The sequence below is a fragment of the Rhodococcus sp. NPDC006774 genome (assembly GCF_040636045.1).
Lineage (GTDB): Bacteria > Actinomycetota > Actinomycetes > Mycobacteriales > Mycobacteriaceae > Rhodococcoides.
Window position 1 is genome coordinate 36855 of the sequence record NZ_JBEYIW010000009.1, and the last position, 19655, is coordinate 56509.

Consider the following 19655-nt stretch of genomic DNA (forward strand, 5'->3'; position numbering starts at 1 on the left):
CTTGTCATCGTCTACAGTCTTGCATGTAGAGTGGCGGAAGTCACAGCAATGTGCAGAACGAATCAAAAAACTATCCATCGAGACGTCGACGATGACGTCAGAGACGAGAAGCGATATGTCCGAACAGCGTTGGTTGGTCGATACCGAGCCGAGCACCCGTCTCCCCGTGTACACACGTTTGAACGCGAGTGACGTGCTGTCGGACCCGATCACGCCGCTCGGCGCAGATCTGGGCTGGATTCAGAACATCCTGCCGGGATGGAACTTCGGCTATGCCAGCTTCGGTAGCTACTCATTGGCGGAGTCGCCCGATCTGACGGCGTCGGCGGCCATCTTCTACGGCCATCTCTACGTGAACATGTCGATGTCGCGATTGACCGGCATTCGCGGTGGATTGCCCGTCGAGTTGGTCGACCAGCTCTGGTACGGCGGGGACCCCGATATCCCTCCCTACGTGGCACATCCGGACGACGAGAACGCGGACGCAAGCCAGCGCCTGCAAGCCCGAAATGCCTGGGCGCTCTCGACCGAGGACTTTCCCGAACTGGAGGAGGACCGAACCCTCGCCGACCGCTTGCGTACCGAACGGCCGGACCTGTCGGTGCTGACCCCGGCTGCTCTCGTCGCGCGCGCACGCTCGGTGATGCCCCTGGAACGAGTGGCGTGGCGCGGTGAGGTCGTCGCCACCAACTGCTCCGCGGTGGGCCCCGCCGTACTCGGTCAGTTGCTCGGTGCCGAGCATCAGGACCTCATCGTGACCCTCGTCGGTGCCGCAGGCGACGTCGATTCGGCGCTGCCCTCGTATGCACTGTGGGATCTGGGTCGACTGGCACGGGCCGACGACAGGCTGATGGCCGCGTTCGACGAGGGCGTCGAGGGTGTCGGTGCGCGCGTGCACGGGATCGACTCCGCGTTCGACGCACAGCTCGAACAGTTCCTGCTCGACTTCGGCTACCGCGGACCCAACGAATGGGATCTCGGATCGGTGTCGTGGGAAACCCGACCCGAACTGGTTCTCGGTCTCGTCGACCGGCTTCGACTCCAGGACGACGCGGCCTCACCACATGCGCGGCTGGCCGACCACGCATCGGCCACCGACACGGCGCTGAAGAAGGCCGAGGACATCGTCGGCGACGATGCCGACGGACGAGCAACTCTCACTGCCGCGCTTGCGTCGGCTCGTCGTTTCGCCGCATGGCGGGAGCGGGCCAAGACCAACTGCATCAAGGTCTTGCACGAAGCGCGGGTTCCGCTCGTCGAGCTCGGACGCCGACTGTTCTCGGAGGGCCGTCTCGAATCGGCCGACCACGTGTTCATGGCCGTCGACGCAGAACTCGACGTGTTGGCGAGTGCGCCCGAGTCGATCGCACCGGTACTCGCGCAACGCCATCGCGACTGGAAGGAACTGTTCGGCCTGGAGCTGCCGACGTTCCTCGACGGGCGCGAGGTATTTCCGCCGTTGTCCTCCCTCGGTCGCAAAGGCCAGTCGGCCATCGAGTCCGTGCAGGTGGGCGATGTGCTGCAGGGTTCGGGCGCGTCACCGGGCGTCACCCAGGGCCGCACTCGGGTGATCACCTCGATGGCGGCACTGGGCGAGTTCGAGGTCGGTGAGATCCTCGTTGCGCCACAGACGGATCCGTCGTGGACACCGTTGTTCATGGTCTCCGGTGGGGCGATCACCGACGTCGGGGCCATGGGCTCCCACGCGATGATCGTCAGCCGCGAACTCGGTATCGCCTGCGCTGCAGGAGTTCAGGCGGCGACCCGTCGCATTCCCGACGGTACGCTCGTGGAGATCGATGGATCCAAGGGCACGGTCACCATTCTGGAACTGACGTGAGTGGTGTCGTGACCGCGACCCGAGCAGTCTTTCTCGCCGAGCGGCCCTCGGGCGAACCCGAAGCCCGACACTTCGACGTTCGGGAATTACCGCTACCCGAACGCGCTGCGGATCAGCTTCTCGTCCGCAACATCTTCATGAGCGTCGATCCGTCGACGCGGGGACGCCTGGGGACGTCGAACATGCAGTACACCACCAACATCGAGGTGGGTTCGCCTCTCGACGGCTCGGCGCTGGGGGTGGTGATCGAGGGCACCGACGAGGTGCCCGCGGGTTCCTACGTCCGGCATCGGCTCGGCTGGCGCGAACACGCGGTGCTCGACACCGCTGCGGCCACGGTGATCGCCCCACGCGGTATCGAGCTGCACCACTGGCTCGGGATACTCGGCCAAACCGGGTTCACGGCGTACTGCGGACTGCAGCGCGCCGGCGAGATCCGAACGGGAGACACGGTGTTCGTGTCCGCAGCTGCGGGCGCAGTGGGAAGTGCCGCGGGTCAGTTCGCGAGATTGCTCGGTGCGACGCGGGTCATCGGGAGCGCCGGGGGACCGGACAAGGCAGCCCTGCTGCGTGATCGGTTCGGGTTCGACGTAGGAATCGACTATCGCGCCCGCCCTGTCGGTGCTGCGCTGCGTGATGCGGCACCGGACGGCATCGACCTCTACTTCGACAACGTCGGCGGCGATCACCTCGTGGCTGCGCTGTCCGCGCTCCGACAGCAAGGCCGCGTCGCACTGTGCGGCATGATCTCGAACGGCGGTCCGGACAGTCCACCCCTGGACCGTCTGATCGAGGTCATCCTGAAGCGAATTACCATCAAGGGCTTCATCGTTCGTGATCACGAGGACCTCAGGAGCGAGTTCGAGGACCGCGTCGCCGGCTGGCTCGCTGCCGGCGACATCGTGGCCGAGTCCACGATCCACGACGGCCTCGACAACGCGGCCGACGCATTCTTGTCGATGCTCGGCGGCGGCAACATCGGAAAGATGCTGGTCCGGGTGTCCTGACCCGCGTCGTCCCGATGGACCGGACGTCTACCCGGCGATGGTTCGGTCGGTGTCCCAGTACGGTGCTCGCAGTGCCTTCTTGTCGAGCTTTCCCATGACGTTACGCGTCAGCTCGTCGACGATCACGTAGCGTCTGGGGCACTTGTACGATGCCATCGCCGCCTTGGCGAACCCTGCGAGTTCGGTGGTGTCCAGCGTTGTATTCGGTTCAGGGACAACCAGAGCCAGCAGGGCTTCACCGAAGTCGGCATCCGGTACTCCGATGACCGCGACCTCCGCGACGGCAGGGTGTGTGGCCAGAACTCGTTCGCTCTCGGCGGGGTAGAGGTTGACGCCCCCGGACACCACCATGTCGGCGACTCTGTCGGTGATGAAGACGAACCCGTTCTCGTCCACGTAGCCGACATCGCCCAGGGTTGCCACGCCCGGCAAAATGTAAGCGGCTGCGGTCTTTTCGGGATCGGCGTGATACACCACGCTGCGTTCCGGCGGGGTTCGGAAGCCCAGCACCCCGACCTGCCCACGGTCGAGTTCGTGTCCGTCGGCGTCGACCACGACTGCCTCGAACGGCGGTACTGCGCGCCCGACCGACCCCGGATGTGTACGCCAGTCCGGTGAGTCGATCTTGCACACCGTCCCGATTTCGCTGCCGCCGTAGGACTCCACCAGAACCGGCCCGAACCAGTCGATCATGGATCGCTTGACATCCGGCGGACACGCCGAGCCGGTGTGCGCAACGTACTCGAGGCTGGAGACGTCGTACTTCGAGCGAGTGTCGGTATCGAGTGCGAGCAGCCGCTGGAAGTGCGTCGGGACCATCAATGTGGACGTGACGCGGTGGCCGTCGATCGAATCCAGCGTCTTCTCGGCGTCGAAGCGGCCCAGCACCACTACGGGGTGGCCGGAGAGCAGGTGCCGAACGGCGGTCAACGGTCCGTTGTGCTGGAGTGGTCCCACGACCAGGTGTACTCCGTCCGGGTAGCCGGATCTCGCAGCGACCGCGTCGGCGAATTCTGCAGCGCTCTGGCCGGTGGCCGGCAACCATCGCACCTGGGTGCCGCGGGCGCGGCCGGTGGTGCCGGATGTGTAGACCAGAGGTGGACGCGCGGGGCGCTCGGTCGGAGGCGTGGATGCAGAGGAAGTTCGTCGCGGCGTGACGGCCTCCGACCAGTCCACCGTGTCGACGGCACCGTCGCACCCGTGCGCAATCACTTCGCGTAGGCCTGCGGTGGCCGCGGCGGCGCGGGACGAGGGGAGACCGGCCGGACCGGTCACCACCGCGACGGTTCCGGAGTCGAGGAACTGCTCCGCCATCTCGTTCGGTGTCAGCTGACGGGAGACGGCGACCGTGCCGACGCCCCGCGCAATGGCCGCCACGTGGGTGAGCAGGGTCGGACTGGAGTTCTCGCCGATGACGGCAATGCGGTCGTCGGAATCGGGGGCGATCTCGAGAAGGTGCTCGCCGAGCGCCTCGAGGGCGCTGAGCAGGTCGGACCACGTCGTCGAGGTGGTGTCGTCCGTCAATGCCCGGCCTGACGGATCGACTCGTGCTCGATCTCTGATTCGGTCGAGCATGGGATCGATCCTCCAAAGGTGTGACGCGACGGGTTGAAGTAACTTTATAGTGATTCTACTTACATTGCGCTAGTATGGTGACGATACTGGTGAAGACGTAAACAAAGTCTGCAGAGAGGTGTACGTGGTGACTTCGACCGCGACCGACCCGACCCGCGAGGCCATAGAGCCCGTGGGGTCGAACGATCCGACGCCGAGCCGAGAGGTCGTGCTCGATCTGCACCGCAGGATGGTGCGCATCAGGCAATTCGAGACCGAGGCCGGTCGGTTGATGGAGGGCGGTCGGATGCCTGGCTTCCTGCATCTCTACGTCGGACAGGAGGCTGTCGCGGCCGGCGCGATGTCCAACCTCAGGGACACCGACCAGATCACCTCCACCCACCGCGGACACGGTCATGCCGTCGCCAAGGGCGCCGAATTCAAACCGATGTTCGCCGAGCTGTTCGGTCGCGTCGACGGTTACTGCAAGGGCCGCGGCGGCTCCATGCACATCAACGACCTGTCGATCGGCATGCTCGGTGCCAACGGCATTGTCGGAGGCGGTATTCCGATCGCAGTGGGCGCTGCGTTCGCGGCCAGGTACCGCGACGAGGATTCGGTGGCGGTCCCCTTCTTCGGCGACGGCGCGAGCAACATCGGGGCGTTCCACGAAGCGGCCAACATTGCGGGAATACTCGAGCTACCGGTCGTCTTCGTCTGTGAGAACAACGGATACGCCGAATTCACGGCACTCCGTGACCACATGAAGCTGGAGAACGTGGCCGATCGTGCTGCGGCCTATGGATTTCCGAGCGAGATCTGCGACGGAATGGACGCGATCGCCGTGCGCGCCGCAGTCGGTCGCGCCGTCGAGAGGGCGCGAAACGGCGGCGGTCCCACACTGGTGGAAGCCAAGACGTACCGCTACTACGACCACCAGGGTGTGAAGGGTCTCCGCAAGACGTACCGCACCGAGGAGGAGGTCGAGGCCTGGAAGGAGCGTGACGCCATCAAGTTGCTCGAAGCGCGGGCGGTGACCGAGGGGCTGGTCACCGAAGCCGAATTCGCAACCGTCTGGGCCGAGGTCGACGCCGACATCGCAGAATCCGTGAACTTCGCCGAGGCCAGCCCGTTCCCGGATCTGGCCGACATCGCCCTCAACGTCTACAGCGACTGAAGATCTGAAAAGGCTGAGCATGTCTACTGCAACGGAAACACCCGACTCGACCGCGACGGCACCGAGCGCCGCGGGCAGAGTCACCACCTACGTCAAGGCCTACAACGAGGCCGTCGCCCAGGTCATGCGCGAGGACGACAACGTCTTCGTCGCCGGCGAGGACGTCGCGGCCTACGGCGGCGTCTTCCACATGTACGACGGCCTTCTCGCCGAATTCGGGTCGCGGCGCATGGTCGACACACCGATCGCCGAGATGGGTCTGATCGGACTCGGCGTCGGCGCGGCCGCACGCGGCCTACGTCCCATCATCGACATCATGTTCATGGACTTTCTGGCCGTCGCGCTCGACCAGGTCGTCAATCAGGCCGCCAAGATGAAGTTCATGTACGGGGGCGAGGTCAAGGTCCCCATGGTCATCGCTGTCGCGTACGGCGCCGGTGTCAGTGCGGGCGCACAGCATTCACAGAGTCTCGAAGCGTGGTTGGCTCACACGCCCGGTCTCAAGGTGGTCATGCCGTCGAACGCGTACGACGCCAAGGGCTTGATGGTCTCCGCCGTACGTGACGACAACCCCGTCGTGTTCATGCTCAACAAGGTCCTTCTCGGTGCCCGCGCCGAGGTACCGGAGGACGTCTACGCAATCCCGCTCGGTGAGGCGTCCGTGGCGCGAGACGGCGAGGATGTGACCATCGTGGCGTTCGGCCGCATGGTCTCCGAAGCGCTGAAGGCCGCGGACATCCTGGCCGAGTCCGGGGTGTCGGTGGAGGTCGTCGATCCGCGGACGGTCCAGCCTCTGGACACCGCCACCATCGTGAAGTCTGCGTCGAAGACCAACCGCATCCTCGTGGTGCACGAGGCCGTGACCTTCGGTGGAATCGGAGCCGAGGTGGCCGCGCAGATCCAGGAGGAGGCGTTCGACTACCTGGACGCGCCCGTACTTCGCGTCGGTGCTCCCTTCACGCCGGTGCCGTTCAGCACACCACTCGAAAAGGCCTACGTTCCCGATGCCGACCGCATCGTCGCAGGTGTGCGCCGTCTCCTCGAAAGGAACTGATCGTGGCTCAGCAGATCGTGCTGCCGAAGCTGGGTCTGACGATGCAGGAGGGCGTGATCGGCGAGTGGGTGGCCGAATCCGGCCAGCGCATCGGTCTGGGCGACGTTCTTCTGCGGCTGGAAACGGACAAGGTCGACGTCGACGTCGAAGCGGAGGCGGAGGGAATCCTGGCGACGACCGCGCAGGCCGGTGACGTCTTGCCCGTCGGCGCGGTGATCGGGTGGCTTCTCGGCGACGGGGAAACGGCACCGGGCGTCGACGCAGCGGTCGTGACCGCGGCCGAACCGGCCGCCGCCGACGGTGCCACCGCCGCCGTCGAGACCGAGGTGCCCACCCTGGGCAGCGACTCACGAATCAAGTCGTCTCCGAATGCCCGTCGGGTCGCTGCGATGTCCCACATCGATCTTGCCCGTGTGCGGGGTTCCGGCCCCGGCGGACGAATCGTGTCCGAGGACGTCGAGGAGTTCCTCGCGGCAACGCCCGTGCAGGACAAGGCAGACACTGCCGAGAAGGCCGGTGCCTCCGAGAAGATAGCGACACCCGAGCCGGCGCAGCCCCAGAACGCGGTCGGCGCGGACAGTGCGGCCGGTCGGTTCGTCGGTCCGGTACTCCGTCGTCGGGCAGCCGAGCTCGGAGTCGATCTCGGCGAGCTCGTCGGATCCGGTGTCGGAGGGCGAATCATGAAGAGCGACATAGAGACTGCCGCCGGTCGCGGTGTTTCGGTCCCGGTTGGCGCGCAATCGGCAGAAGCGGACGCGCCTGCCCGCACGACCGGCCCGAAACCCGGCGACATCATCCCGCTGAAGGGCATGCGAGGCGCTATCGCTCGCAACATGCTCGACAGTCTGCACTCCATGGCACAGCTGACGCACGGCTACGAAGCAGATGTGACCGCACTGGTGCAGATCAGGGCCGAACTGGGAGCCGAGTCCGCGCGCAGCGGGTCGAAGCCGCCGAGCCTCAACGCATTCGTGGTCAAGGCCGCAGCGCTGGCGCTGAGGAAGCATCCACTGCTGAACGCGGGAATCGCCGACGACGAGGTGACCCTCTTCGAGGCCATCGACATCGGCGTCGCCGTGTCGGTCGAGGGTGGGCTCGTCGTTCCGGTCGTCCGGGGAGCGGATTCGTTGTCGATCGGCGCAATCGGCGCTCGCACCACGGAATTGGCGACAGCTGCCAGGACGGGGAGGCTGGGATCGTCCGACATGGAGGGTGCGACGTTCTCGGTCAGCACGCTCGGGGCGTACGGAGTCGACTTCTTCACGCCGGTCATCAATCCCGGCAACGTGGCGATCCTCGGAGTCGGCAGAGTGAAGGACGGATTCCGTTGGGAGGGGCAGACTCCCGTCAAGACTCAGGTGATGACTCTGAGCTTGACGTTCGATCATCGGGCCGTGGACGGAGCTCCCGCGGCGGAATACCTCCGCACGGTGAGCGAGATCCTGGCGCGTCCGCTGAGCCTGTTGGCGGACTAGGCGAGCGGTAGGAGATGGAATCGACCGCGATCGACGACAGGCTGTTCGTCGAACTCGACCCACCACTGTTGGCCGGAAGTTCGTGTGGCGACTGCGATGTGGTCGTCTTTCCGGCAGCCCATCGGTGCCCGGGATGTACCGGCGAGAACGTCACGCGCATCGCGCTGCCGAACCGAGGAACGATCTGGACGTGGACCACCCAGGCGTTCGCGCCGAAACCGCCGTACCAGCCGCCGTCGTCGGGATTCGAACCGTTCGTCGTCGGATACGTCGATCTCGGTGCGGTTCTGGTCCAGTCGCGAATTGTCGGTGAGGTCGCGATCGGTGACGAGGTCGAGTTGTGTTTGCTCGACGTCGGCGGGGGCCAGGTCACGTTCGCCTTTGCCAGGGCGGTCTCGTGAGTCCGGCCGACATCTTCGTCGTCGGAGCGGGGATGCATGCCTTCGGGCGGCACGACGGTGTCTCCGGCATGGACATGGGGGAACATGCACTTCGTGCCGCGCTGACCGACGCCGGAATCGGGTGGTCCGATGTCGATGCGGCCGTCGGTGGCAGCAACGTCTCCGGCAAGCCCGACTCGCTGGTGTCTCGGCTCGGGCTGACCGGAATCCCGTTCACGACCGTCAAGAACGGCTGCGCCACAGGGGGAGTCGCGCTGTCGACCGCGGCCGACATGCTCACCGCCGGTCGAGCGGGGATCGTCGCAGTCGTCGGTTTCGACAAGCACCCGCGAGGAGCATTCGCATCCGACCCCGCGGCCTACGGTCTCGACCCCTGGTACGCGCAGACCGGTCTGATGGTCACCACGCAGTACTTCGCCATGAAGACTCGTCGGTACCTCCACCGGTACGGACTCGACGAGTACGCCCTCGCCGCGGTATCCGAGCGGGCCTTCGCCAACGGGGCCGCGCATCCGATGGCATGGCGTCGCACTCCGCTGACCTCTGCGCAGGTTCTGGCGTCCCCGATGATCAACGACCCGCTGACCCAGTACATGTTCTGTTCGCCGGGCGAGGGCGGCGTGGCACTGATTCTCGCTCGGGGTGAGCGGGCACACGACATGTGCGAGCGGCCGATTCGGCTGGCATCCGTCGAAGTCCGAACGAGACGACCGGGATCCTTCGAGGTCTTCTCACCCTGGTTGACCACCGATCCGGTGCACAGCCCGAGTATCGACGCGGCCGCGTCTGCATTCGCCGGAGCGGGTGTGGATCCGGCCGACGTCGATGTGGCGCAGTTGCAGGACACCGATTCCGGGTCCGAGTTGATCCACATGGCCGAAACCGGGCTCTGCGAGCACGGTGAGCAAGCACAGTTGGTCGGCTCCGGAGCGACCGACTGGGACGGCGACCTTCCGATCAACACCGATGGTGGATGTCTGGCCGGAGGTGAGCCGATCGGCGCATCCGGATTGCGGCAGGTGCACGAGGTGGTGCGTCAACTGCAGGGTCGAGCGGACGGGCGTCAGGTGCCCGGCGGGCCGACCGTCGGATTCACGCATGTCTACGGGGCACCGGGTCTGTCGGCCTGCACCGTGCTGACGAGCCGATAGCGAAAGGCGAACCATGACAGAGGTTGTCGACACCGTTCCCGAGTTGGCCGATTTCCGGTCGGAGGTCCGCTCGTGGTTGAGCTCGATCCTCCCGCCGCGGCCGACCCCGTCACCGGACGACCGGCCGGACCTGGCCGTCTTTCGCAATCTGTCCGATGACGACGAGTCGGCCTTGCTCGACGCCGTCAGAGAATACCGTCGCAGGCGTTTCGATGCAGGCTACGGCGCGGTGACGTTGTCGGTCGAGCACGGTGGACGCGGGCTTCCCGCGTCGTTCGCATCGGCCATCGCTCAGGCCGAGCGCGAGTTCGATGTTCCGCCTTCGACCGAACTCATCAGTGTCACCACGGGTCTCGTCGGTCCCGCGGTTGCGATGTTCGGGTCCGACGAACAACGTGAGACCTACGCGAATCCACTGCTGCGCACGGATTTGCTGGCCTGTCAGCTCTTCAGCGAGCCCGGTGCCGGCTCGGATCTGGCGGCTCTGGGATGCCGTGGGGTGCGCGACGGTGGCGAGTGGATCTTCAACGGGCAGAAGGTGTGGTCGTCGGGCGCACGGTTCGCAGACCTCGGGATGCTCCTGGCCCGCACCGATCCTGACGTGCCCAAGCACAAGGGAATCACCGCGTTCCTGGTTCCACTCGACCTCGAGGGCGTCGAGATCCGCCCGATTCGGCAGATGAGCGGGGGCGCATCCTTCAACGAGGTGTTCCTGCACAACGTTCGAGTTCCCGACAGCATGCGCCTGGGCGACGTCGGCGCGGGGTGGAAAGTTGCCGGTGCCACTCTGGCCTTCGAGCGCACCGCCTCCGGTTCGGTGACCCGCAAGAAGGGCGGCTCGGTCGCAGAGTTGGTGACTCTCGCACAATCCCTCGGTGTGGCCGGCGATCCGCTGGTGCGTCAGGACATCGCCGACGTGTACATCCGATCCGAACTGCGCGCCGCCACCGCCGACAGGGTAGCGAGGGCCGCTGCGGCAGGGATCTCGCCGGGACCGGCCGCGTCGGTCGGAAAACTGATGGCATCGGACGTGCTGAGCAAGATCGGCGAGATTGCCGCAGACCTGTTGGGAGAGAACATCTCCGCCCGGGTGAACGACGACCTCTTCGCGTGGTCCGAGCACGTGTTGGGTAGCCCGGGTTACCGGCTGGCGGGCGGCACCGATCAGATTCAGCGAACCATCATCGGCGAGAGAGTGCTCGGCCTACCGTCCGAGCCACGGGAGAATCGTGATCGGCCGTGGTCGGGGCGCGACAAGCGCTGATCTACCGGGTGGAGGTCTCACCAGGCGAGGGCGAGGGCCAGACGTTCCCGATGGAACGCGGAACCACCGAAGAGTTGAGCGTCTGCGCGTGCACGTCGAAAGTACAGGTGGCAGTGGTGCTCCCAGGTGAAGCCGATGCCGCCGTGCAGTTGCACCGCCTCGGCCGTCACCGTTCGGTACGCGTCCGAGCACCACGCCTGGGCAACCGAACCGGCTTCGGTGCGGTCTTCGGCTTCGACCGCGCGGGTCACCGCTGACCGACTCGACTCCACCAGCACCAGTAGGTCTGCGAGCGAGTGCTTCACCGCCTGGAAGCTACCTATCTCGCGGCCGAACTGCCGTCGTTCCTTGGCGTACCGGACCGTGGCATCGAGACTGGCCTGGGCACCGCCGAGCTGCTCGGCGGCCAGCACTATGCAGGCGAGGTCGAGGGCCGGAAGTAGTGCTGTGGCAGCGCTTCCGCCAGTTGTGAGACGCCGTGCCGAGGTATCGGTGAGGGTCACAGAGGCCTGAGCGCGGGACAGATCCAGTGTCTCGACGCGGGAGATCGACGCGCCGTCGGCAGACGCCTCGAGGACGAAGACATCGGGGCCGTCGGGAGTTGCGGCCACGGTGACGATCCATCGCGAGCCTGCGGCACCCGGGACGGCTGGCGTGTGCCCGCTCACCGTCCATCCGTGGCTGTTCTCCGAGGCGGTGAACGGCAGGTGGTCGGGCGACCACCACCCGCGCCGGTCGAGCCCGGCGAATGCCGCAGGCTGCCCTTCGGCGATGTCGGACACCACGTCCTCGGCGCTGCCTGCGCCGACGAGCACCTGCACCGCGAACAGGGTCGAGAGGAAGGGGACCGGAAGCAGGGCAGCGCCGAGCTCCTCGGCGACGACGGCCAACTCGTCCAATCCACCTATGCCACCGCAGGATTCGGGTAATCCGAGTGTTGCTGTTCCGATCTGCTCCGCCAGTATCGACCAGGCGCGCGTGTCCCATCCTGGGCCGGCCGGATCGAGTCGACGGCACAGGTCGTGTCCGCCGAGTTCGGTGGCAGCAGCGCGGACGGCAGCTCGAAGGGCGTCGAGTTCGGCGCTCATCGTGTGGAATTCACCGGCTTTCGAGGGTGGCGTGCGCCGCGGCGAGCCGGGCAACCGGGACCCGCCGAGGTGAGCACGAGACATAGTGCAGGCCGAGCGAATTGAGGAACGAGATGGACTGCGGATCGCCGCCGTGCTCACCACAGACACCGAGTTTGACGTCGGGACGAGCGGTGCGGGCACGGTCGACGGCCATGGAGACCAGAGCGCCGACACCGTCCCGATCCAGGACGGCGAACGGGCTGTCGGTGAGCAGCCCATGTTCGAGATAGTGGGCCAGTACCGTCTTCTCCACGTCGTCGCGGGAGAACCCGTAGGTGAGCTGGGTCAGGTCGTTCGTCCCGAATGAGAGGAACTGGGCCTCGGCGGCCAATGGTTCGGCCAGCAGGGCTGCGCGGGGAGTCTCGATCATGCTGCCGACGAGATAGGGAACGGTGACGCCGGTGTCGGCGGCAACGGTCGCAGCGGCCCGGTGCACCTGTGCGATGGCCTCGGTCAGTTCGCCCGGCAGCGACACCAGCGGAATCATGACCTCGAGTTGCGGTGTCATTCCTTCGCCGTTCACCACGACCCACGCACGGAACAGAGCTTCGGCCTGGGCGGGATACAACCGGGTCTGCACCATGGCGAATCGAACTCCGCGTAGACCGAGCATCGGGTTCGATTCGTGTGTGGCAGCAGCACGTTCGGCTTGTTCGCGGTCGCGATAGTGGCCGTCGGCCGGGAGGAACTCGTGCAGCGGCGCATCGAGCAAGCGCACGGTGACGGGTCGGTCGCCGACGACACGGAGCAGGTCGGTGAAGTCCGATTGTTGCGCGGCGGTCAGGGCCGCAATGGCCTCGATCTCCTCGGCCTCGCTCTCGGCCAGTACCAGCCGTTGAACCAGCGGGAGTTGATCGCCGAGGAACTGGTGCTCGGTGCGGCACAGTCCGATTCCCTCGGCACCGAGGCGAAAGGCGGTAGCGGCGTCGTCGGCATTGTCCGCGTTGGTGCGGATTCGCAGTTCGCGGATGTCGTCCGCCCAACCGAGCAACACTTCCAGTTCCGCTGACGGCTCGGCCGGCCGAATTGCCACGGTACCGACGTAGACGTCACCGGTACGGCCGTTGACCGAGACGGTGTCGCCCTCGGCGAGGGTCACGCCGCCGGCCGTCACGGTGGCGCGCTCTCTGTCGATGCGGATGGTCGCCGCGCCGCAGACCGCCGGACGACCGGCACCGCGGGCAACGACGGCGGCGTGGGATGCGAGCCCGCCGTTGGACGTGACGACCGCGGTGGCTGCCAACAGAGCGGGCACGTCGGCGGGGCTGGTCTCGGACGCAACGAGGATGACGGCCTTGCCCTGCGCTGCCAGAGCAAGTGCTCGATCGCTCGACAGTGCGATCTCGCCGACGGCAGCACCCGGTGACGCGGGGAGTCCGCGGACGAGCAACTGCTCGCTACCGGTGAGGGTGAGCTGAGCGTGCAGAAGGTCCTGCATCAGGTCGGGCTCGAGCATGCGCACTGCCTCGCTGCGGTCGATCGATCGCGCGTTGGCCAGATCCACGGCGAGATTGGTGACCGCACGTGGGCCTGGATGGTCCAGCGCCCCTGCACTCAGCAGGGCGAGCTGGCGATCGCGGACCTCGAACTCGATCTCGGCGACACCGCGCAGATGCGGCTCGAGAGTCGCGAAGATCTGATCGAGGATCTGTTCACCACCGGGAGTACTGGACAGTGGTTCGCCAGGACCGGGATTGGGATCGGCCTTGCGGACACCGAGGTGGAACACGCCGTGGGGTGCGTACTTGCCGGTCTCGAGATCGCGGCTGACGGCGGAACCATGGCCCGAGTCGTCCCAGGGGCCGAGTCGCAGAGCACGGACGTGCAGTGCAAGGCCCAGATCGTCCGGTAGGGACAGAGAGCGGCGGGCCCGCTGCCCGCGGGGAGAGGCCCAGCGAGCCAACATGGCGGTCGCTGCGAGGCCGAGCTGCTCGGCAGGTTCGGTGGGAAACGGACTGCCCGTCGCACGTTCGATCAGTTCGAGAAGGGCGGGTACGCGAGAGTGACTGTCGGGGTGGTCCTCGTCCAGATCGTCGAGATCGTCGGTGTCGACGTCGAGGGCACCTTCGGCGACGAATCGAAGGGTCGCAGCCCACGAGTCGTAGATGTCGCGATCGCGTCCGATCACCTCGACGAGTGCATCGACGTTCAGGGGCGAGAGCCCGATGACCGAGATGGCAGGAGGCAGAGCCGACACCGGAACCGGTGCGCTGCATCGCAGATGCAGCAGCATGGGTCGGCGCTCGGTGCGCACCGACGGCCAGATCCCGCGGACTGCCAACTTCTCCAACAGATTAATCGTGGCGCTCGCGGTGTCGGGAACACGCAGGCCGGCACCGGACCCGATCGGCACCGTCAGCCCGGGTACGACCGGAAGACCAAGCGCGACAAGGTTGTCCATCTCGACGCCGTGAACCCCCAGCGCGTCGGCACCGAGACCGCGAGCACGGCCTTGCCCGTACGGCACTGCTGCGCGCGCGGAGGTGAGTACGGAACTGTCGGACAGGGTCATTCGGCGCTACCGCGGACGAGTTCCTCCTCGAGGGCCTCGTCCTCGGCGCGGGTGAGTCCCAGCATCATCAGCACGTGCTGATGGAGCCACATCCACACGGTGTGGTAGCCATCGGTCAGGGGCGACGTCATCGACGCGGTGTCGCCGTTGTCGAACCGTTCGAGTGCGACATTCAGGCGGTCGCGGTACTCCAGTAGGACTGCACACTGCTTCCCACCGCGGCGGAGCAGCTTGGCCACGGATGTATGAATGTCCTCGAGCTGGTCGCGGATTCTGGCGTCGTATTGTGCATCGCCGTGGTCGTTGGCCGTGCCGTCCGGACGGCACTGCCATGCGGTGCACAGTTCCCGCAGCCGACGGTTGACCGGTAGGAATGCGCGCAGGAAGTCGGTGACCGCAGAGTGCTCGTCGCTTCCGTCTGTGAGACGAACCTGCGCACCGGCAGCGGCGATTCCGGCCTGCGTCGGCATGACGATCGGGCCCTTGGCCACGGCGTCACCGGCATCGACGACAGCCTGTAGCTCGGGCGTGACCGGCCCTCGAAGCATGCCCTTCACAACGAGGTCGACCAGAGCGGTCGATTCGGATGTGGTAGTCGCAAGGTCGTTCATGGTGCTCCTGGCGCTCTCCGGTCCCCCGTGGGGAACAGCCTTCGGCAAGTGACGTACGTCTACCGTAGGCGGGACTGTGACGGTGCTCATAACCTACTCAAATAGTAGTGGATGTCAAGAAACTTTGTCCAACTCTGTACAGGTTTGACTGCGGCTAGTTACTTGACAGCATGTCGCCTTTGGCGGCTAGGCTGCGTGTGATGGCCGCCACTCGGCCGACCGTCATACGGGAAGAGGGATCGCGACATGGACGACCGAACCGAGCTCTACATCGGCGGGAAGTGGGTGGCCTCCGCGGGCGGGGGCACCATAGATGTGCTCGACGCCACGACGGGTGAGCTGCTCGCCCGCGTACCCGCAGGAACGGAAACCGACGTCGACGACGCTGTCGCCGCAGCGCGCTCCGGCTTCGATGTGTGGTCGCAGTCCTCGATCGAGGAGCGCGTCTCGGTGTTGCGGCGGATCGCCGACGGGCTGGTCGAACGCGAGAGCGAGCTCGCCGAGATGATGGCGCGCGAGGTCGGGACGCCGATCGCTCGGTCTCGAACCGTACAGGTGGGGCTCGGAGTCACGATCTTCCGATCGATGGCGGACATTCTCGAGGACACCTCGTTGGAGGAACGTCGCGGGACATCGTTGATCCTGAAGGTCGGCATCGGTGTCGTCGGCGCGATCACGCCGTGGAACTACCCGCTCTACCAGCTCGCCGCCAAGGTCGCGCCTGCCATTGCAGCCGGATGCGCCACGGTGGTCAAGCCCAGCAGTGTGGCCCCGCTGGTCGCGTTCGCGGTCGCCGAGATCGCCGATTCGACCGCTCTGCCCCCGGGCGTGCTCAATATCGTCAGTGGGGCGGGCGGCCGGGTGGGGGAGCGACTGGCCGGACACCCGGACGTCGACATGGTGAGTCTGACCGGCTCGACGGCAGCCGGTGCTCGCGTCGGACAGGTAGCTGCAGCCGGAATAAAGAAAGTGACTCTGGAGCTGGGAGGCAAGTCGGCTTTCGTCATCGCTCCCGACGCCGACTTCGATGCAGCTCTGACCGCCGCGGTGCGCGGCTGCTACGTCAACAACGGGCAGACCTGCACTGCGACGACGCGGCTGCTGGTACCCGCCGATCGCCTCGAGTACGTCGAGGAGAAGCTGGCGGAGTTGGTCGGCTCGCAGCGGATCGGTGACCCCCTCGACGAATCCGTCGACATCGGACCGATGGCATCGCGTGAGCAGCAGCAATCTGTCCTCGATCACCTCTCCGCAGTTCCCTCGAACGCTCACTTCGTGGTCGGTGGGCCGGGCGACGTGCCCGACCTGGACGATCGACTGCGGTCGGGATTCTTCGTCCGCCCGACGGTGGTGAGCCGGGTCGACAACGATTCTGCGATCGCCCGTGAAGAGGTGTTCGGCCCGGTCCTCACGGTGCTCACCTACGACGGGATCGACGACGCGGTCCGCATTGCCAACGACTCCGAGTACGGGTTGTCCGGAGCCGTGTTCGCGGCCGACGACGACGCAGCGATTGCCATCGCCCGCAGGTTGCGCACCGGTCAGGTGGGCATCAACGGGGGGCGCTTCAATGCCCTTGCACCGTTCGGTGGCATGAAGAAGTCGGGTATCGGACGAGAGCTCGGACCGGATGGATTGGACGAATACTTCGAGAAGATCTCCCTACAGTTGCCTGCGACATGAGCGTCGAGGCGACCGGTGACATCACCCGGCTCATGGCGCGATTCGCGCGAGGGATCGACCTACGTGACTGGGATATGTATCGATCCGTGTTCACCGACGAGATCGACGTCGACTACACCAGCTACCGCGCGGGTAACGGTGGGCACTTCCGCGCCGAGGACTGGGTGCAGCGTGGGCGAATGCTGTTCCCGGGGCTCGTTGCGTCGCAACACTTCTTGTCGAACTTCGACATCACGGTCGAGGGTGATCGGGGCACGGTCATCACCTACGTGCGTGCCGAGCATGTACTCCCGAACACCTCCGGCGATGCCGTGTTCACCATCGGCGGGTACTACACCGATTCGGTGGTGCGAGTCGGCGGTGAGTGGAAGATCTGCCGAAAGCAACTGACGGTTCTCTGGAACTCCGGCAACCCGCAGGTGCTGACGCTGGCCCGTGAACGAGCGGGTGCCCTACTCGCCGAGGCCTAGACGCGTCAGAGGCGGCGAACGGGATCGGTCCCGTCCCAGTTCGTGGCGGCGTCGGCAACACGCCGGTACAGCTCGAGAATGCTCGGCCGTGGCTCGTAGATCTCCAGGAGATGTCCGAGCTGCGGCCGCGCATCGTGGAACGCGAAGTTGTTGCCGTGCGGGGTGGACGCCGACAGTAGGGCCGGCCAACCACGCTCGGTGAGTTGCCGTTGGTGCTCGGCGAACGACGCGACCATGATCGCAACGTGGTGCACACACCCGCGTGCTCGCGTGGTCTCGGCGAATTCCGGCGGTTCGGCCGAGTGCGTGTGCACCAATTCGATCTGCATGCGGCCCCATTGCCCGTAGGCCGATGAGTGGTCGAAAGCCCCCGTTCGGCCGTCGGAGCCGTACGCGGCCGTGATGACGTTCCGTCGCACGAAGAACGGCCCCGCTCCGGTACGGGCGGAGAAGTCGGCGGCCGCTTCACTGACGTCGTCGACCATGTACGCGATCTGAACCACACTGCCGAGCTCGAACTCACTCATCCGATTGTCTCGCTTTCCATGTGCAACCGTCGATTCTGATGCTTGCTAACTGATGATCGACTGCAGATACGACGCCGCGGTTCTCGATCGCGGCGGTTACCGCGATCCTCTCCTCGTCGATGATTCCTGCACCAAGGCGCACAATGTCGAGTTTTGCAGATTGCTGGACTTATCCCTGTACATAGTTGAGTATGACGTGGGTAACACAAGCGGATCTCAAGTAACTCGAGTCACAGGCGGGCTTTCATGACCGATGCACTGAGCATCACCAGTCTTTCCAAGACCTTCGGCGGGCACCGAGCACTCGACCGTGTGGAGTTGTCGCTGGCCCCGGGTGAGATTCGAGGGTTGGTCGGTCAGAACGGGTGCGGGAAGTCGACACTGATCAAAGTGCTGGCCGGATACCATGATCCGGACGACGGTGCCCGGATATCGGTCGGCGGTCACGACCTTGCCCTCGGTGTTCCCGGCAGTGGTGAGGCCGCTGGCCTACGATTCGTCCACCAGGAACTCGGGTTGGTCGAAACCCTCGATGTCGTCGACAATCTGGCACTCGGTCACGGCTACCTGACCACCGCGATCGGGACGATCGACTCTCGTGCCGAGCGAGCCCGGGCTCGCGCCGCCCTCGCCGAACTGGGAGTCGACCTCGACCTGAGCAAGCTCGCGGGAGCGCTGAGCATGAGCGAGCGCACGATGCTCGCGATCGCCCGTGCGGTTCAGGACAGGTCGGGTCAGGCCGCCGTCCTGGTACTCGACGAACCGACAGCCAATCTTCCCGCAGCAGAGTCTGTTCGGCTCTTCGACTTGGTGCGCAGGATCAGGGATCGCGGTGTCGCGGTCCTGTTCGTCTCGCACCACCTCAACGAGATCTTCTCGCTGTGCGACAGCGTCACCGTGATGCGGGACGGCGCTGTCGTGAGCACGCGTCCACTCGACGGTCTCGACGAATCGGGGCTCGTCGAGTTGATGATCGGGCGGCGCATCGACGATTTCCTGGCCGAACCGGAGGAGACATCGGATCCCGAGGGGCATCCTGTGCTCGAGGTGTCGGAGTTGAGTTGCGGTGCGGTGGAGAACTTCGGGTTCGCGATCAGATCCGGTGAGGTCCTCGGCATCGCCGGTATCACCGGCTCCGGTCGTGAGCAGATCGTGCCTGCGCTCTTCGGTGCCGAGTCTCGACGCGGGACGGTTGCCGTCGACGGTGTGGTGGTCGAACAGGGCCGCCCTGACCTCGCCATGTCGGCGGGCGTCGGATGCGTTCCTGCCGAGCGGCTTTCGAATGCTGCATTCGCTACCGCTTCCCTTCGCGAGAACGTCTCGGTCGCGGACCCGTGGGGTTTCTCTCGGGGTGGGATCGTGCGAGTGAAGCGGGAGAAGTCCGATGTTGCCACGTGGCTCGAGCGACTCGGTGTACGTCCGGCCGGTGACACCGAGCGCCATCTCGGCACTCTCAGCGGAGGCAATCAACAGAAGGTCGTGCTGGCCAGGTGGCTTCGGCGCAGTCCTCGCGTGTTGTTGTTGGACGAGCCTACGCAGGGTGTCGACATCGGTGCTCAGGCAGACATCCATGCACTCGTGGACAAGGCCGCGCAGGACGGCGCTGCGGTACTCGTGGTGTCCACCGACCACGGGGAACTCACGCGTTTGTGCGATCGGGTGATCGTCCTCTCGGCAGGCCGGGTGGTCGACGAATTCTCCCGCCCCCGCATCGACCCGGATCGAATGACGGCCTCGACTCTGAAGAAACCTGTGTCCGCAGCAGCGCGGTCCGGCGCAGAAGATCGGTGAAAGGATCA

The 19655-nt window shown here is 65.8% G+C and carries 16 protein-coding genes; 11 read left to right on the top strand and 5 right to left on the bottom strand.

The window, feature by feature from the left end:
* Positions 1-115 precede the first annotated feature (115 nt).
* Both ABZ677_RS15435 and ABZ677_RS15440 read left to right on the top strand, forming a co-directional pair.
* Positions 116-1840, top strand: coding sequence for a PEP-utilizing enzyme (locus ABZ677_RS15435; RefSeq protein WP_358370723.1), 1725 nt, complete (start codon positions 116-118; stop codon positions 1838-1840).
* Positions 1837-2847: an NADP-dependent oxidoreductase gene (locus ABZ677_RS15440; RefSeq protein WP_230596167.1), complete on the top strand. Its 1011-nt coding sequence runs from the start codon at positions 1837-1839 to the stop codon at positions 2845-2847. Before ABZ677_RS15435 ends, ABZ677_RS15440 begins: the two co-directional genes overlap by 4 nt.
* A gap of 27 nt (positions 2848-2874) precedes the next feature.
* Here the strand turns inward: ABZ677_RS15440 and ABZ677_RS15445 are convergent, their stop codons facing one another.
* Positions 2875-4422, bottom strand: coding sequence for an AMP-binding protein (locus ABZ677_RS15445; protein ID WP_358370726.1), 1548 nt, complete (start codon positions 4420-4422; stop codon positions 2875-2877).
* Positions 4423-4549: 127 nt separating this feature from the next.
* On the opposite strand from ABZ677_RS15445, the gene ABZ677_RS15450 reads away from it, so the two are divergent.
* From ABZ677_RS15450 to ABZ677_RS15475, 6 genes are read left to right on the top strand one after another with little or no spacing between them, the layout of a single operon-like run.
* On the top strand, positions 4550-5578 hold the full coding sequence (locus ABZ677_RS15450) for a thiamine pyrophosphate-dependent dehydrogenase E1 component subunit alpha (RefSeq protein WP_358370729.1): 1029 nt from the start codon (positions 4550-4552) through the stop codon (positions 5576-5578).
* Between the two features lie 19 nt (positions 5579-5597).
* Entirely contained in the window at positions 5598-6632 is a 1035-nt protein-coding gene (locus tag ABZ677_RS15455; RefSeq protein ID WP_358370732.1) for an alpha-ketoacid dehydrogenase subunit beta, read from the top strand.
* 2 nt (positions 6633-6634) lie between these two features.
* The gene (locus tag ABZ677_RS15460) at positions 6635-8107 is read left to right on the top strand and encodes a 2-oxo acid dehydrogenase subunit E2 (RefSeq protein ID WP_358370735.1); all 1473 of its coding nucleotides are present in this window, start codon (positions 6635-6637) and stop codon (positions 8105-8107) included.
* A 14-nt stretch (positions 8108-8121) separates the two neighbouring features.
* Positions 8122-8508, top strand: a complete 387-nt coding sequence (locus ABZ677_RS15465) for an OB-fold domain-containing protein (RefSeq protein ID WP_358370738.1) — start codon at positions 8122-8124, stop codon at positions 8506-8508.
* Positions 8505-9659: a thiolase family protein gene (locus tag ABZ677_RS15470; protein WP_358370741.1), complete on the top strand. Its 1155-nt coding sequence runs from the start codon at positions 8505-8507 to the stop codon at positions 9657-9659. Before ABZ677_RS15465 ends, ABZ677_RS15470 begins: the two co-directional genes overlap by 4 nt.
* A gap of 13 nt (positions 9660-9672) precedes the next feature.
* Positions 9673-10923, top strand: a complete 1251-nt coding sequence (locus tag ABZ677_RS15475) for an acyl-CoA dehydrogenase family protein (RefSeq protein ID WP_037188424.1) — start codon at positions 9673-9675, stop codon at positions 10921-10923.
* Between the two features lie 17 nt (positions 10924-10940).
* Here the strand turns inward: ABZ677_RS15475 and ABZ677_RS15480 are convergent, their stop codons facing one another.
* From ABZ677_RS15480 to ABZ677_RS15490, 3 genes are read right to left on the bottom strand one after another with little or no spacing between them, the layout of a single operon-like run.
* Entirely contained in the window at positions 10941-12011 is a 1071-nt protein-coding gene (locus tag ABZ677_RS15480) for an acyl-CoA dehydrogenase (protein WP_094639096.1), read from the bottom strand.
* Positions 12012-12021: 10 nt separating this feature from the next.
* Positions 12022-14565, bottom strand: a complete 2544-nt coding sequence (locus tag ABZ677_RS15485; protein ID WP_358370744.1) for a putative PEP-binding protein — start codon at positions 14563-14565, stop codon at positions 12022-12024.
* Complete coding sequence (locus ABZ677_RS15490; protein WP_094633655.1) at positions 14562-15176, bottom strand: hypothetical protein; 615 nt, start codon at positions 15174-15176, stop codon at positions 14562-14564. The genes ABZ677_RS15485 and ABZ677_RS15490 overlap by 4 nt, the downstream gene beginning before the upstream one ends.
* 246 nt (positions 15177-15422) lie before the next feature.
* Here ABZ677_RS15490 and ABZ677_RS15495 point away from each other — a divergent pair, with 246 nt between their 5' ends.
* Positions 15423-16859, top strand: coding sequence for an aldehyde dehydrogenase family protein (locus ABZ677_RS15495; RefSeq protein ID WP_037188420.1), 1437 nt, complete (start codon positions 15423-15425; stop codon positions 16857-16859).
* Positions 16856-17329, top strand: coding sequence for a nuclear transport factor 2 family protein (locus ABZ677_RS15500; protein WP_358370748.1), 474 nt, complete (start codon positions 16856-16858; stop codon positions 17327-17329). The genes ABZ677_RS15495 and ABZ677_RS15500 overlap by 4 nt, the downstream gene beginning before the upstream one ends.
* A 5-nt stretch (positions 17330-17334) precedes the next feature.
* On the opposite strand, the gene ABZ677_RS15505 is transcribed toward ABZ677_RS15500, so the two are convergent.
* A complete protein-coding gene (locus ABZ677_RS15505; protein WP_094739522.1) occupies positions 17335-17856 on the bottom strand; it encodes a VOC family protein in 522 nt (173 codons plus the stop codon).
* Between the two features lie 246 nt (positions 17857-18102).
* Between ABZ677_RS15505 and ABZ677_RS15510 the strand changes: the two genes are divergently transcribed.
* Positions 18103-19647 (top strand): sugar ABC transporter ATP-binding protein, encoded by a 1545-nt coding sequence (locus ABZ677_RS15510; RefSeq protein ID WP_358370750.1) that lies wholly within the window; start codon positions 18103-18105, stop codon positions 19645-19647.
* Positions 19648-19655: the final 8 nt, after the last annotated feature.

Bases quoted from the DNA above. Each gene is read 5' to 3' on its own strand.
- ABZ677_RS15435 (WP_358370723.1), top strand. From the start codon at position 116: ATGTCCGAACAGCGTTGGTTGGTCGATACCGAGCCGAGCACCCGTCTC.
- ABZ677_RS15445 (WP_358370726.1), bottom strand. From the start codon at position 4,422: ATGCTCGACCGAATCAGAGATCGAGCACGAGTCGATCCGTCAGGCCGG.
- ABZ677_RS15455 (WP_358370732.1), top strand. From the start codon at position 5,598: ATGTCTACTGCAACGGAAACACCCGACTCGACCGCGACGGCACCGAGC.
- ABZ677_RS15465 (WP_358370738.1), top strand. From the start codon at position 8,122: ATGGAATCGACCGCGATCGACGACAGGCTGTTCGTCGAACTCGACCCA.
- ABZ677_RS15475 (WP_037188424.1), top strand. From the start codon at position 9,673: ATGACAGAGGTTGTCGACACCGTTCCCGAGTTGGCCGATTTCCGGTCG.
- ABZ677_RS15480 (WP_094639096.1), bottom strand. From the start codon at position 12,011: ATGAGCGCCGAACTCGACGCCCTTCGAGCTGCCGTCCGCGCTGCTGCC.
- ABZ677_RS15485 (WP_358370744.1), bottom strand. From the start codon at position 14,565: ATGACCCTGTCCGACAGTTCCGTACTCACCTCCGCGCGCGCAGCAGTG.
- ABZ677_RS15490 (WP_094633655.1), bottom strand. From the start codon at position 15,176: ATGAACGACCTTGCGACTACCACATCCGAATCGACCGCTCTGGTCGAC.
- ABZ677_RS15495 (WP_037188420.1), top strand. From the start codon at position 15,423: ATGGACGACCGAACCGAGCTCTACATCGGCGGGAAGTGGGTGGCCTCC.
- ABZ677_RS15500 (WP_358370748.1), top strand. From the start codon at position 16,856: ATGAGCGTCGAGGCGACCGGTGACATCACCCGGCTCATGGCGCGATTC.
- ABZ677_RS15505 (WP_094739522.1), bottom strand. From the start codon at position 17,856: ATGAGTGAGTTCGAGCTCGGCAGTGTGGTTCAGATCGCGTACATGGTC.
- ABZ677_RS15510 (WP_358370750.1), top strand. From the start codon at position 18,103: ATGACCGATGCACTGAGCATCACCAGTCTTTCCAAGACCTTCGGCGGG.